10 protein-coding genes and 1 pseudogene are annotated in these 13,514 nt (G+C 72.3%); 3 read left to right on the top strand and 8 right to left on the bottom strand.

Annotated elements, in window-relative coordinates; genetic code table 11:
* The 5 genes and pseudogenes from ABZ951_RS09220 to ABZ951_RS09240 form a co-directional block, all read right to left on the bottom strand.
* Positions 1–94 (bottom strand): annotated as a pseudogene (locus tag ABZ951_RS09220) (DNA-binding response regulator); the annotation flags it as partial.
* Positions 95–110: 16 nt separating this feature from the next.
* Positions 111–1,337, bottom strand: coding sequence for a DUF2092 domain-containing protein (locus tag ABZ951_RS09225; RefSeq protein WP_344087398.1), 1,227 nt, complete (start codon positions 1,335–1,337; stop codon positions 111–113).
* 276 nt (positions 1,338–1,613) lie between these two features.
* Positions 1,614–2,624 (bottom strand): polyprenyl synthetase family protein, encoded by a 1,011-nt coding sequence (locus ABZ951_RS09230; protein ID WP_344087395.1) that lies wholly within the window; start codon positions 2,622–2,624, stop codon positions 1,614–1,616.
* A 363-nt stretch (positions 2,625–2,987) separates the two neighbouring features.
* Positions 2,988–4,187 carry an NAD(P)-binding domain-containing protein gene (locus tag ABZ951_RS09235; protein WP_344087392.1) on the bottom strand — a complete coding sequence of 400 codons (1,200 nt, stop codon included), beginning with the start codon at positions 4,185–4,187 and terminating at the stop codon, positions 2,988–2,990.
* A gap of 18 nt (positions 4,188–4,205) precedes the next feature.
* Positions 4,206–5,459, bottom strand: a complete 1,254-nt coding sequence (locus ABZ951_RS09240) for an ATP-grasp domain-containing protein (RefSeq protein ID WP_344087389.1) — start codon at positions 5,457–5,459, stop codon at positions 4,206–4,208.
* A gap of 330 nt (positions 5,460–5,789) precedes the next feature.
* Here ABZ951_RS09240 and ABZ951_RS09245 point away from each other — a divergent pair, with 330 nt between their 5' ends.
* The 3 genes from ABZ951_RS09245 (at position 5,790) to ABZ951_RS09255 (ending at position 8,227) form a co-directional block, all read left to right on the top strand.
* Positions 5,790–6,986: a fumarylacetoacetate hydrolase family protein gene (locus ABZ951_RS09245; protein WP_344087385.1), complete on the top strand. Its 1,197-nt coding sequence runs from the start codon at positions 5,790–5,792 to the stop codon at positions 6,984–6,986.
* Positions 6,983–7,663 (top strand): GPP34 family phosphoprotein, encoded by a 681-nt coding sequence (locus ABZ951_RS09250; protein ID WP_344087382.1) that lies wholly within the window; start codon positions 6,983–6,985, stop codon positions 7,661–7,663. Before ABZ951_RS09245 ends, ABZ951_RS09250 begins: the two co-directional genes overlap by 4 nt.
* A gap of 69 nt (positions 7,664–7,732) precedes the next feature.
* Positions 7,733–8,227 carry a hypothetical protein gene (locus ABZ951_RS09255; RefSeq protein ID WP_344087379.1) on the top strand — a complete coding sequence of 165 codons (495 nt, stop codon included), beginning with the start codon at positions 7,733–7,735 and terminating at the stop codon, positions 8,225–8,227.
* A 118-nt stretch (positions 8,228–8,345) separates the two neighbouring features.
* Here the strand turns inward: ABZ951_RS09255 and nuoN are convergent, their stop codons facing one another.
* The 3 genes from nuoN to nuoL are packed head-to-tail and all read right to left on the bottom strand — an operon-like array spanning position 8,346 to position 13,509.
* Positions 8,346–9,998 (bottom strand): NADH-quinone oxidoreductase subunit NuoN, encoded by a 1,653-nt coding sequence (gene nuoN / locus ABZ951_RS09260; RefSeq protein ID WP_344087375.1) that lies wholly within the window; start codon positions 9,996–9,998, stop codon positions 8,346–8,348.
* On the bottom strand, positions 9,995–11,611 hold the full coding sequence (locus ABZ951_RS09265; protein ID WP_344087372.1) for an NADH-quinone oxidoreductase subunit M: 1,617 nt from the start codon (positions 11,609–11,611) through the stop codon (positions 9,995–9,997). The genes nuoN and ABZ951_RS09265 overlap by 4 nt, the downstream gene beginning before the upstream one ends.
* Before the next feature lie 2 nt (positions 11,612–11,613).
* Positions 11,614–13,509, bottom strand: a complete 1,896-nt coding sequence (gene nuoL, locus ABZ951_RS09270) for an NADH-quinone oxidoreductase subunit L (protein WP_344087369.1) — start codon at positions 13,507–13,509, stop codon at positions 11,614–11,616.
* Positions 13,510–13,514: the final 5 nt, after the last annotated feature.

Here is a 13,514-nt window from a genome sequence, read left to right on the forward strand (position 1 = left end):
GCTCACGGGAGGAGAAGGGCTTGGTCACGTAGTCGTCGGCTCCTATTTCCAGGCCGACGACCTTGTCGATCTCGCTGTCCTTGGCGGTGACCATGCCGCCCGGCAGGGCCCTAGCTCGCGGCCTTGAGGAGCGCGTCCTTGGTGACCGCGCCGACGTAGACCTTGCCGTCGTCGGTGACCAGGGCGTTGACGAGGCGGGTGCTGAAGACATGGCCCGAGCCGAAGGAGCCGGAGACCTTGCTGCCGAACTTCTCCATCAGGCCCCCGGCGGCGTCGGCGCTCTTGCCCGCGCCGGCGCCCTTGCCGCTCTCGGCGCCCTGCGGGACGCGGAACTCGGCGATCGAGGTCCAGCTCTTGCCGACCACATTGAGGCCGGACAGCTCGCCCATTCCGGGCATCTCGCCCTGGTGGGAGCCCTTGAGGCCCTTGACGTCCTTGCCCGCGGCCCCCTCGGCCGGCTCGCCCTCGGTGACCTTGGCGCCCTTCGGCGGGGTGAAGTCGAAGGTGCTCGCGCTCGGCCGGGAGAAGTCGACCTTGGTGAAGGCCGCCTCGACGACGGCCTTGCCGCCGCCCTTCGGGGCGAGCGTGAACTTCAGCGGGGTGCCGGTCTTCGCGTCGACGGCGATGCGGACCGCGCCGACCGTGGACTCCCCGGCCTTCGGCTTGACGACGAGCTGGTAGGCGTCGCGGCCGGCGACCTTGGCCGTGCCGTCGACCGTCACGGACGTCGAGTCGTCGACGGCGGCGAGGGCCTTCTTGGCGAGCTCCTGCGGCGCGGCACCGCTCAGGTCGCCCGGCGCCCGGTCCGCGGAACCGCTCGTGTCGCGCGGCGCCTTGGAGTGGTGGACGGTGTTGCTCGCGCTGTCGTACGCCCAGACCTGGTCGCCGTTGTGGATCAGGCTGTACTCCGCGGCGCGCTCGACGATCGACAGGCGCTGCTTGTCGGGGCCGTCGACGGCCACCCGCAGGGTGTGCGTGCCCGAGGCGAGTTCCGTGAGCTTGGCCTGCGGGGAGGCGTCCCCGCCCTTGCCCTCGGCGGAACCCGACCCGCCGAGCGAGACGCCCGACGGCAGCGACGGCAGACCCAGATCCGTGGTCACCCGCACCGACCCGGACAGCTGCTGTACGTCCGACTTCGCGACCTTGGCTATCAGGTCCTCGGCGCTGATCTTCGGCAGATCGGGGTCGGCGCTGTTCGCGAGGGCCGAGGTGATGCCGATCGTCGCCGCCGCGATACCCGCGACCGCGACGGGCACGGCGTAGCGGGCGGCCTTGCGGCGGCCCGGGCCCCGCTGTGCGGAGCCGTCGGTGTCCTGGATCGGTTCGTTCGGTGCCATGTCTGCTCTACCTCCGTCATCGGCGGCGGTCATAACGCGTCGTGCACTCGCCCACCCCCCAGGCTCATTGTGGCCCGGCCGCTCGGCGGTGGAACGGGGAACCGAAGGTTTTTTCCCCGGTTCATGACGTTCTCGATTCCATCAAACCGAGCCGCCCCGGTCATCAGCCGACGGGATCACGTCCGCGTACCTCTCGGGTATGACGCCCCTTAAGGGACCGCCCCCCGCGCGGGGGAGCACCGGGGAGAAGCCCCGGCGCGGCACAGCGGGAGGGCCTCAGCCCGCCCGGTGCACGACCGCGTCGCAGAGGTCCTCCAGGGCGGACTTCGCGTAGCACTCCGGCAGCGGTGCCAGGATGGCCCGCGCCTCCTGGGCGTAGCGGACGGTGTCGCGCCGGGCCTGCTCCAGGGCGGGGTGGGCGCGCAGCTGCCGCAGCACCTCGCCGTGCAGGGCGTCGTCGGCGAGGTCGCCGTCGAGGAGCTCGCACAGCCGCAGGTCGGCCGGGGAGCCGGTGGCCGCGGCCCGGGCACGCAGGTGCAGCACCGGCAGCGTGGGGATGCCCTCGCGCAGGTCGGTACCGGGGGTCTTGCCGGACTCGTGGGAGTCGCTGGCGATGTCGAGGACGTCGTCGGCGAGCTGGAAGGCGGTGCCGAGCCGCTCGCCGTAGTGGGTGAGGATGTCCACCGTGCGCTCGTCGGCGCCGGACATCATCGCGCCGTACCGCCCGGCCACGGCGATCAGCGAACCGGTCTTGCCGGCGATGACGTCGAGGTAGTGCTCGATGGGGTCGCGGCCGTCGCGCGGGCCGGCCGTCTCCAGGATCTGGCCGGTGACCAGGCGCTCGAACGCCTCGGCCTGAATGCGGACGGCCTCCGGGCCCAGGTCGGCCAGGATGTGCGAGGCGCGGGAGAAGAGGAAGTCGCCGGTGAGCACGGCCACGGAGTTGCCCCAGCGGGCGTTGGCGCTGTCCACGCCGCGGCGCACCTCGGCCTCGTCCATGACGTCGTCGTGGTAGAGCGTGGCCAGGTGGGTGAGCTCGACGACGACGGCCGAGGGCACGACACCGGGCGCGAAGGGGTCGCCGAACTGCGCGGCGAGCATCACCAGCAGCGGGCGGAACCGCTTGCCGCCGGCCCGGACGAGGTGCTGGGCGGCTTCGGTGATGAAGGGCACATCACTCTTGGTGGCGTCGAGGAGTCCTTCCTCGACGGCGGCCAACCCGGCCTGGACATCGGCTTCAAGAGCCTGGTCCCGCACGCTCAGCCCGAAAGGCCCGACGACGGTCACGAGGGGTACTCCTGTCTGCCTGCGAACACGGGGTTTGTCGATGTGTCGCTGTCTCCACCGAAAGTCAGCGTATCCGGTCGGCTGTCGATCACCGTGGGCGCCTGCCTCTTCGATCGCTCTCCGCCGACGCTCCCCGCGGGGCCCCGCCGCCCCTCGGCCGGGCCGGGAGTGCCTGCTCAGGCCCGGTCGCGCACCCGGCCCGAGGAGTATCGCGCCGCCCGTCACGGCCGGTCACCCCCGCCCTACGGCTCTTCGGCCGAATAAAAACCGGCGGTCCGTCCGGTACCGCCGGTTTCGCACGGCCGTCGCGGGCGCGCGGGGCGGGCCACCGGCGCCGCCCCGCCCCGCGCGCCCGCCGGGCCGCTAGGACAGTGCCACCACCGCCCGCGCCAGGCGCGGCGAGGCGTAGTCCGTGCCGCAGACGAACCGCATGACCGGTCCGAAGCTGGCCGCCGCCGGCAGGCCGGTGAAGAACAGCCCGGGCACCGACGAGCGGTACCCGGCGCCCAGCCGGGGCCCGCCCGCGCCGACCGCGAGCCGGGTGCGCAGGCCGTGGCCCAGGAAGTCCATGGCCGACAGGTCCACCTTGTAGCCCGTCGCGGCGAGGACGTGGTCGGCGGCGAGCTCGCCCTCGACGACGCCGTCGGCCCCGGCCAGCGTCAAGACCGGACGCCCCTCTTCCAGGTGTGTCCGGACGATCCGCTTCCCCTCCGAGACCCGGACCGCGCCGATGAAGCGCTCCCGCAGCCACCACGCGCCGAGCGGCCCCAGCACCCGCTGGACGAGGAGTTGCCGGGCCGGCGCCGGAAGATGGCGGAAAGCGTCCGCGTAGTTCGAGAACGCGTACAGCGACCAGGCCCGCCCGAAGGGGCTGTCGGGCCGCAGCGCCGGCTGCCCGTCCGGCGCCGCCCCGAAGCGCACCGCGCCTCGCCGCCGGGCGACCACCCGGACCGACGCCCCGGCCTCGGCCAGCAGGACCGCGCTCTCCAGCGCCGACTGCCCCGCGCCGACGACGACGACCTCGCGCCCGGCGAAGCGGGTCAGGTCCCGGTGCTGCGAGCTGTGCGAGACGGGGCCGGCGGCCGAGGGGCCGTCCGGCGCGGCGGCGGCCAGCTCCGGCGGCAGGTGGGCGAGCCCGCTCAGCCCGGTGGCGACGACCACCGCGCGGGCGGTGAACTGCTCGCCCGAGTCCAGCTTCAGCTCGAAGCCCGTGGAGCGCCGGTCGACCGAGACGACCCGCACCCGCTCCAGCTCGGGGACGAGCCGCTCCTGGAACCACAGCCCGTACCGGGAGAACGTCTCGACGGGAATGGTGTCCCAGTCCGACTCGTAGCGCCGCTCCCCCACGTCGCGGCAGAAGTCGAGGAGGGTGTGGCCCGGCTGCGGGGCGTGGATGCTGGAGGCGACGGGGGTGGACTTCAGGAGCATCCCGGCGGGCATCTGCTCCCGCCAGCTGACCATCGGTGAGCCGAAGACACGGGTGGCCACTCCGTGCGCCCTCAGATGGGCGGCTGTCGACAGACCGTACGGACCGGCCCCGATCACTGCTACGGGCAATGTCACGAGTCCCCTCCCAGGGTTTTACTCGACGACGGCAGCGGCACGCCTGGAGCGCCACAGCTGCCACAGGTGCCGCACGCCCGGCCGCACGAACCGGGCGAGCATGGTGAAGAAGGGCTTCATGTCGTCCCGCGCGGCCCAGGCCAGCTCGGTGCCGGTGGCGCGGGCGGGCGCGTGCGGGGTGGTGTAGCCGCTGCGGCGGTAGGCGGCGAGCGCGGGCAGGTCGATGTTCTCCACGACGAACCGCCGCCCGGCGAGCTGCTCGCCCTCGGGGACCCTGCGCCCGGTGAGGTCCAGGTGCTGGGCCCGGACGACGTCGACACCCGTGGCGCTCTCGAAGAGCCGGAACTGCGCGCCCATGCGGGGGTTGAAGTCCAGGAGCTTGTAGCGGCCGTCGCGCCGGTCGAACCGCCAGTCGAGGTCGATGATCCCGCAGAAGCCGATCTGCTTGATGAACTGCGCGGCCAGGTCGGCCAGCTCCGGGTTGTCCACGACGTACGCGTGGGCCGTCATGCCCGCGTGCGGCGGCCAGGAGCGCACCTTGACCCCGGTGAACATCGCCAGCGGGGTGCTCTCCGCGCCGAAGTAGGCGTGGACGATCCAGTCCTCCGCCTCCTCGCGGGGCAGGTACTCCTGGAGGATCACCCCCGGCACCGGGCCCCAGCCGCGCGCCAGGGTCAGCAGCTCCCGGGGGCCGCCGATGCGGGTGGTGCCGTGCACGGCGGGCCGGCGGCGCCGCTCGAACGCCTCCCGGTTCTTGGCCACCACGGGGAAGACGGCGCGGGCCGCGTACTCCTCGATCTCCTCGTAGGACAGGGGGAAGAGCGCGCCCGGGGACGGCACGCCGTGCTCCACGCACAGCTCGTGCAGCCCCTGCTTGCTCGCGAGCCGGCGGGGCAACCGCCGCTCCACGGGCGGGAAGAGGAAGGTGTCCGAGAGGTCGGCGGCGTGCTCGGCGATCAGCACCGCCGCTTCCTCGTCGGTGGGCAGCAGCACGGTGGGACGGCCGATCCTGCGGCCTATGCGCAGCAGCCCCTCGACGAGCTCTTCGGCCCCTTCCGTGCCGGTGGTGGGCCAGACGAAGCCGCCGCGCAGGTACCGGGAGACGGCGGCGGGCGTCCAGCGGTCCTCGGTGATGGCGTACATGGGGACGCCGAGTCTGCCGAGACTGCGGATGGCGCCGACGCCACCGTGGTGCAGGGGGTAGTTGCCGATCTTCACTATCAGACCCGGAACGGACCGGTCCGCCGCGATGAGCGTGCCCCTGCTCGCCACCAGCACCCCCCTCGGCCACTCAGCCGCAGCGGCCCCCCACTGTGTGTGACCCGATTAAGGACGCTACTTCGGAATCGTCTGCTCCAGCAAGGAATTACCGGACATTGGCCGAGCTTTAGCCCGTGATCGGACAGCGGTTCGGGCGGCGCCCGGGCGGGCGTTCGGAGCCGGGCCGAAGGGCGCGGGGACGGCCGCGCGGACCGGTGCGGGCCGGCCGTCGGCAAGCGCTCCCCGACGCCCCTTGTGCGCCGGCCACCAGCACGTAATGTGGGCCGGGACCCCCGATGGAGGGGGGTCGGCAGGCTTCCGAGAGAGCGAGGCAGCGTCCCCATGCCCCAGCAGAGCCCCCGCGAGCTGCCCGAAGGCGACCCCTTCGGCGCGGACACCCTCCCGTACGGCGTCTTCACCACCCCCGACGCCCCCGAGCGCCGCCGGATCGGCGTCCGCTACGGCGCGTACGTCCTCGACGCGGCAGCGGCGGCGGCCGCCCACGGCTCCGCGCACACCGCGCTGCTGACCGCCCCCACGCTCAACCCCCTGCTGGCCGCGGGCCGGCCCGTCTGGCAGGCCGTGCGCGCCGAGGTCCGCACCTGGGTGACGGCCGACGGCGGCGCGGAGCACTTCCACCCGCTGGAAGGCGTGACGCTGCACCTGCCGTTCGAGGTCGCCGACTACGTCGACTTCTACGCCAGCGAGCACCACGCCACCAACGTCGGCCGGATCTTCCGCCCCGACAGCGAGCCCCTGACGCCCAACTGGAAGCACCTGCCCATCGGTTACCACGGCCGGGCCGGCACGGTCGTCGTCTCCGGCACCGACGTGGTCCGCCCGCAGGGCCAGCGCAAGGCCCCCGCCGACGCCCGGCCCTCCTTCGGCCCCTCCCTCCGCCTGGACATCGAGGCCGAGGTCGGCTTCGTCGTGGGCGCCCCCGCGCCCGCGAACACCCCCGTGGCCCTGGCGGACTTCCGCGAGCACGTCTTCGGCGTCTGCCTCGTCAACGACTGGTCGGCGCGCGACGTCCAGGCGTGGGAGTACGTGCCGCTCGGCCCGTTCCTCGGCAAGTCCTTCGCGACGTCCGTCTCCGCGTGGATCACCCCGCTGGACGCCTTCGACGCCGCCCGCACCGCCCCGCCGGAGCGCACCTTCCCGCTGCTGCCGTACCTGGACGACTCCGGGGCCGAGCCCGGCGGCATCGACCTGCGGATCGAGGTGGCGATCAACGGCGAGACGGTCTCCCGGCCGCCGTTCGCCTCCATGTACTGGACGGCCGCCCAGCAGCTCGCCCATATGACGGTCAATGGCGCCTCGCTGCGCACCGGCGACTTCTACGCGTCCGGCACGGTCAGCGGCCCCGACCCCGACCAGCGCGGCTGCCTCCTGGAGCTGACCGAGGGCAAGGGCCCCTACCTGGCCGACGGCGACGTGGTCACGCTCACCGCCTGGGCCCCCGGCCCCGCCGGCGCCCGGATCGGCCTCGGCGAGGTCACCGGCCGGATCGTCCCCGCGCCCGGCACCGCCGCGCCATGACCGGCGGCGGCCCCGGCCTCATGCTCCCCGAGGAGCTGCTGCTGCTCTCCCTCCACCCCGAAACGGGCCGGATGCTGAGCACGCCCCGCGCCGTGGAGTACGGCGTGGCCGGGGCCGTCCTGGCCGAACTCCGACTGGCGGGCCGCGTGGCCGAGCAGTACGGGCGCCCCGTCGTGCTCGACCCCCGCCCGCCCGGGGACCCGCTGCTGGCCATGGCGATGGCGAGCCTGCCCGCGGCCGGGACCCGGGGCCCCAAGTCGCACCGCTGGGTGCGGACCGCGTCGGGGCACCTGGAGGAGCCCTGGGTGGCCCGGCTGGTGGAGCGGGGGGCGCTGCGGGCCCGCTCCCGCCGGATCCTCGGCTTCATCCCCTACGTCACCCACCCCGTGGGGCCGCTCGATCTGACCACCGGCACCCGGCAGCGCTTCGAGGCGGCGCGGGTCGCCGGTTTCCCGGACGCGCGCTCCCGTGCCCTGGCCGCCCTGGTGTCCGCGACCGGCTCGGCCGGGCGGCTGTACCCGGGGTGGGACAAGCGGCACGAGCGCAAGGCCATGCGGCAGCTCGTCCGGACGGACTGGATCGCGCAGGCCGTGCACCGCAACGTCCGGAGCGACCAGAACAGCGGCGGCGGCGGTGGGGACGGCGGGGGCGACGGGGGTGGCGGCGGGGGCGATTGAGGCATTCCGGACCCGCGGATCAGGGCTGCTAATTTGTCGTGTTCATATCCACGATCGAGGAGAGCGCACGTGCGCAAGGCAGTACAGATCACGGGGGCGGCGATCTTCGCCGCTGTGCTGATGACGGGTTGCAGCAGCGAGGGCGACGACAAGCCGAGCGACCCCAAGCAGTCCACGCCGCCGGCCGCCGACCAGCAGAAGCCCGGCGAGAAGCCGGCCGACACCCCGGGCTCGTCCGGCCCGGTGACGCCCGCGACGCTCAACGGCGGCTGGGGCAACAAGGGCCAGCTCGTGGACAAGAGCCTGCTGATCCTCTCCTTCGCCGACAAGACGGCGATGCTCAGCGGCAAGTCCGCCTGCGCCGGCAAGGTCGACTACGACGCCAAGCCGGTGACGCTCACCTTCAACTGCAAGGACGGCAGCACCGACTACGCCAAGGGCACCGTCAAGAGCGTCGACGGCAAGACCCTCGTGGTGTCCTGGGCCTCCGGCAAGGAGGACACCTTCACCAAGACGGTGGGCTCGGACGGCAAGGTCACCGGCATCCCCGGCATCACCGGCTGACGCCCGCGCCGGCATCACCGGCTGACGCCCGCGGAAAACGCCCGTCGCCCCGGACCCCTTCTCCAGGGGTCCGGGGCGACGGGCGTGCCGGGGCGCCGCCTCTCACCTGACGGCGGCGTCACCTGACAAACGTGCCCGCCTGGCCCGCGAGGTCCAGGAAGTACTGCGGGGCCACGCCCAGGACGAGCGTGACCGCCACCCCGACGGCGATGGCCATGGACGTCAGCGCGCTGGGGACGGCGACGGTCGGACCGTCCGCCTTGGGCTCGCTGAAGAACATCAGCACGATCACCCGGATGTAGAAGAACGCCGCGATCGCCGAGGACAGCACACCGACGATCACCAGCCCGCCGGCCCCGCCCTGCGCCGCCGCCTTGAAGACGGCGAACTTGCCCGCGAATCCGCTGGTCAGCGGGATGCCCGCGAAGGCCAGCAGGAAGACCGCGAAGACCGCCGCCACCAGGGGCGAACGCCGCCCGAGCCCCGCCCACTTGGACAGGTGGGTGGCTTCGCCGCCCGCGTCGCGCACCAGCGTCACCACGGCGAAGGCGCCCAGGGTGACGAACGAGTACGCGCCCAGGTAGAACAGCACGGACGACACGCCGTCGGGGCTGGTGGCGATGACACCGGCGAGGATGAACCCGGCGTGCGCGATGGAGGAGTAGGCGAGGAGCCGCTTCACGTCGGTCTGGGTGACGGCCACGACGGCGCCCACCAGCATGGTGACGATCGCGACGCCCCACATCACCGGCCGCCAGTCCCAGCGCAGCCCCGGCAGGACCACGTACAGCAGCCGCAGCAGGGCGCCGAAGGCGGCGACCTTCGTCGCGGCGGCCATGAAGCCGGTGACGGGGGTGGGGGCGCCCTGATAGACGTCGGGCGTCCACATGTGGAACGGCACCGCACCCACCTTGAACAGCAGCCCCATCAGCACCAGCGCCCCGCCGATCAGCAGCAGCGCGTCGTTGCCGGTGGTCGCGGCGAGCGCGGGGTCGACCGTCCTGGTGGTGCCGTCGACGACGTCGGCGATGCCGCCGTAGGTGACCGTGCCCGCGTAGCCGTACAGCAGCGCGACCCCGAAGAGCAGGAACGCCGAGGAGAAGGCGCCCAGCAGGAAGTACTTGACGGCCGACTCCTGCGACAGGAGCCGCTGGCGGCGGGCCAGCGCGCACAGGATGTACAGCGGGAGGGAGAAGACCTCCAGGGCGATGAAGAGCGTCAGCAGGTCGTTCGCCGCGGGGAAGACGAGCATGCCGCCGACGGCGAACAGCAGCAGCGGGAAGACCTCGGTGGTGGCGAACCCGGCCTTGACCGCTTCCTGCTCGGCCTTGCCGCCGGGCACGGCGGCGCCCTGCGCGGCGAAGGAGTCGACGCGGTTGCCGTGGGCCACCGGGTCCAGGCGGCGCTCGGCGAAGGTGAACACGGCCACCAGCGCGACGAGGAGAATGGTCCCCTGGAGGAACAGCGCGGGACCGTCGACGGCGACGGCCCCCATGGCGGCGAGATTCGCCTTGTCCCCGCCGTACCCCCCGGCGGCCAGGGCGATGACGGCGGCGAAGGCCGCGACCAGCCCGACGGCGCTCAGCAGCAGATGGGCGGAGTGCCGCGCACGGCGCGGGAGGAAGGCTTCGACGAGGATGCCGAGGACCGCGGCGCCCAGCACGATCAGCGTCGGTGACAGCTGGGCGTACTCGATGTGCGGGGCCGGGATCTTTCTCGGCGGCTCGGCCGACATCGCCCACAGGCTGTGGACGAATGCTGCGTGGCTCACTTCGCGGCCTCCACATCGTTCGTCTTCAGATCGGGCTGGGGGTCGGTCTTGTCCACCTGCGACATGGTGTGCTCGACGGCCGGGTCGAGGATCTGCGTCACCGGCTTGGGGTAGACGCCGAGGAAGAGCAGCAGCGCGATCAGCGGTGCGACGACCAGCAGTTCGCGCGGCCGGAGGTCGGGCATGCTGCGCACCTCGTCCTTCACCGGGCCGGTCATGGTCCGCTGGTAGAGCACCAGGACGTACAGCGCGGCGAACACGATGCCGACGGTGGCGACGACACCGGCCGCCGGGTAGCGGCTGAAGGTGCCCACCAGGACCAGGAATTCGGAGACGAAGGGCGCCAGACCCGGCAGCGACAGCGTGGCCAGCCCGCCGATGAGGAACGTCCCCGCGAGGACCGGGGCGACCTTCTGGACCCCGCCGTAGTCCGCGATGAGCCGGGAGCCGCGGCGCGAGATCAGGAAGCCGGCGACGAGCATCAGCGCGGCCGTGGAGATCCCGTGGTTGACCATGTAGAGCGCCGCGCCGCCCTGCGCCTGGGTGGTCATCGCGAAGATCCCGAGGACGATGAAGCCGAAGTGCGAGATCGAGGCGTAGGCGACCAGCCGCTTGATGTCCCGCTGCCCGACCGCGAGCAGCGCCCCGTAGAGGATGCTGACGAGCGCCAGGACGACGATCACCGGGGTGGCCCACTTCGACGCCTCCGGGAAGAGCTGGAGGCAGAAGCGGAGCATCGCGAACGTGCCGACCTTGTCGACGACCGCGGTGATCAGCACGGCGACGGGGGCGGTGGCCTCGCCCATGGCGTTGGGCAGCCAGGTGTGCAGCGGCCACAGCGGCGCCTTCACCGCGAAGGCGAAGAAGAAGCCGAGGAACAGGGCCCGTTCGGTGGAGGTCGCGAGGTCCAGCTCGCCGTCGGCGCGGGCCCGGACGATCTCCTGGAGCGAGAACGTGCCCGCCCCGAGCTGATCGGCGGTGACCGCGTACAGCCCGATGACGGCGGCCAGCATGATCAGCCCGCCGGCGAGGTTGTACAGGAGGAACTTCACGGCCGCGTAGGACCGCTGGGCCGCCGTCTCCTCCTCGCCGCGCCCGCCGGCCCGGTCACCGAAGCCGCCGATGAGGAAGTACATCGGGACCAGCATGGCTTCGAAGAAGACGTAGAAGAGGAAGATGTCGGTGGCCTCGAAGGAGATCACCACCATGGCCTCGACCATGAGGATCAGGGCGAAGAAGCCCTGGGTGGGCCGCCAGCGCGACGAGCCGCCCGCGGCGCCGGCCGGGGGGTCGGCGTCATGCCAGCCAGCCAGCATGATGAAGGGGATCAGCAGCGCCGTCAGGGCGATCAGCACCACCCCGATGCCGTCGACGCCCAGCTCGTAGCGGACCCCGAAGTCCTTGATCCAGGCGTGGGACTCGGTGAGCTGGAACGGCCCTTCGGCGTCCGGGTCGAACCGCACCAGCTGGACGGCGGCCAGCACGAGCGTGGCAAGGGAGAAGCCCAGCGCGAGCCATTTCGCCGCCGTGCGCCGGGCGGCCGGGACGGCCGCGGTCAGGACCGCGCCGGCCGCGGGCACCGCGGCCGTCACCGTCAGCAGGGGAAAAGACATATTCAGACCGCCCTCATCAGCAGGGTCGCGGCGATGAGCACGGCCGCACCGCCGAACATCGAGACCGCGTACGAACGCGCGTAGCCGTTCTGCAGCCGGCGCATCCGGCCCGACAGGCCGCCGACGGAGGCGGCTGTGCCGTTGACGACACCGTCGACCAGGGTGTGGTCGACGTAGACGAGACTGCGGGTGAGGTGCTCGCCGCCGCGGACGAGGACGACGTGGTTGAAGTCGTCCTGGAGGAGATCGCGCCGGGCCGCCCGGGTCAGCAGGCTGCCGCGCGGCGCGGTGACGGGCACCGGCCCGCGCCCGTACCGCAGCCAGGCGAGCCCGACCCCGAGGACGAGCACGACCATGGTCGACAGGGTCACCGTCAGCGCGCTGACCGGCGGGTTCCCGTGGGCGTGGCCGGTGACGGGCTCCAGCCACTTCAGGAACGCGTCGTTGACGCTGAACAGCCCGCCGGCGAAGACGGAGCCGAAGGCCAGCACGACCATCGGAATCGTCATCGTCCGCGGCGACTCGTGCGGGTGCGGGGCCTTGCCCTCACCATCAGACTGCCAGCGCTTCTCACCGAAGAACGTCATGATCATCACGCGGGTCATGTAGAAGGCGGTGATGCCCGCGCCCAGCAGCGCCGCTCCGCCGAGGATCCAGCCCTCGGTGCCGCCCTTGGCGAAGGCGGCCTCGATGATCTTGTCCTTGGAGAAGAAGCCGGACAGACCGGGGAAGCCGATGATGGCGAGGTAGCCGAGGCCGAAGGTGACGAAGGTGACCGGCATGTACTTCCGCAGGCCGCCGTAGCGCCGCATGTCGACCTCGTCGTTCATCCCGTGCATCACGGATCCGGCGCCGAGGAAGAGCCCGGCCTTGAAGAAGCCGTGGGTCACCAGGTGCATGATCGCGAAGACATAGCCGACGGGACCCAGCCCGGCGGCGAGGATCATGTAGCCGATCTGGGACATCGTCGAGCCCGCCAGGGCCTTCTTGATGTCGTCCTTCGCGCAACCGACGATCGCACCGAAGAGCAGCGTCACCGCGCCCACGGTCACGACCGCCGTCTGCGCGTCCGGCGCCGCGTCGAAGACCGCGCCGGACCGGGTGATCAGATAGACGCCGGCGGTCACCATCGTCGCCGCGTGGATCAGGGCCGAGACCGGGGTCGGGCCCTCCATCGCGTCACCGAGCCAGGACTGGAGCGGCACCTGGGCGGACTTGCCGCACGCGGCGAGCAGCAGCATCAGGCCGACGGCCGTCAGCTTGCCCTCGCCCGCCTCCGCCGCCCGGTCCAGGACGGGCCCGAAGGCGAACGTCCCGAACGTGGTGAACATCAGCATGATGGCGATCGACAGGCCCACGTCACCGACGCGGTTGACGAGGAACGCCTTCTTCGCGGCCGTGGCCGCGCTCGGCTTGTGCTGCCAGAAGCCGATCAGCAGGTACGAGGCGAGGCCGACGCCCTCCCAGCCCACGTACAGCAGAAGGTAGTTGTCGGCGACGACGAGCAGCAGCATCGCGGCCAGGAAGAGGTTCAGATAGCCGAAGAAGCGCCGCCGCCGCTCGTCGTGCTCCATGTAGCCGACGGAGTAGAGGTGGATGAGGGTGCCCACGCCCGTGATCAGCAGGACGAAGGTCATCGACAGCTGATCGAGCTGGAAGCCGACGTCCGCCCGGAAGCCGCCGACCGGCACCCAGCTGAACACCGTCGCGCCCAGCACCCGGTCCTCGGCGCCGCGGCCCAGCATGTCGGCGAAGAGCGCCACGGCGATCGCGAAGGACACGGCCGCGAACAGGGTGCCGAGCCAGTGCCCGGCGCGGTCCAGCCGCCGCCCGCCGCACAGCAGCAGGGCCGCGCCCAGCAGCGGTGCCGCGACGAGCAATCCGATGAGGTTCTCCACGTCAG

Source organism: Streptomyces sp. NPDC046215, from assembly GCF_040646215.1.
Classification (GTDB): domain Bacteria; phylum Actinomycetota; class Actinomycetes; order Streptomycetales; family Streptomycetaceae; genus Streptomyces; species Streptomyces stramineus.

Bases quoted from the DNA above. Each gene is read 5' to 3' on its own strand.
- ABZ951_RS09225 (WP_344087398.1), bottom strand. From the start codon at position 1,337: ATGGCACCGAACGAACCGATCCAGGACACCGACGGCTCCGCACAGCGG.
- ABZ951_RS09265 (WP_344087372.1), bottom strand. From the start codon at position 11,611: ATGTCTTTTCCCCTGCTGACGGTGACGGCCGCGGTGCCCGCGGCCGGC.
- ABZ951_RS09245 (WP_344087385.1), top strand. From the start codon at position 5,790: ATGCCCCAGCAGAGCCCCCGCGAGCTGCCCGAAGGCGACCCCTTCGGC.
- ABZ951_RS09250 (WP_344087382.1), top strand. From the start codon at position 6,983: ATGACCGGCGGCGGCCCCGGCCTCATGCTCCCCGAGGAGCTGCTGCTG.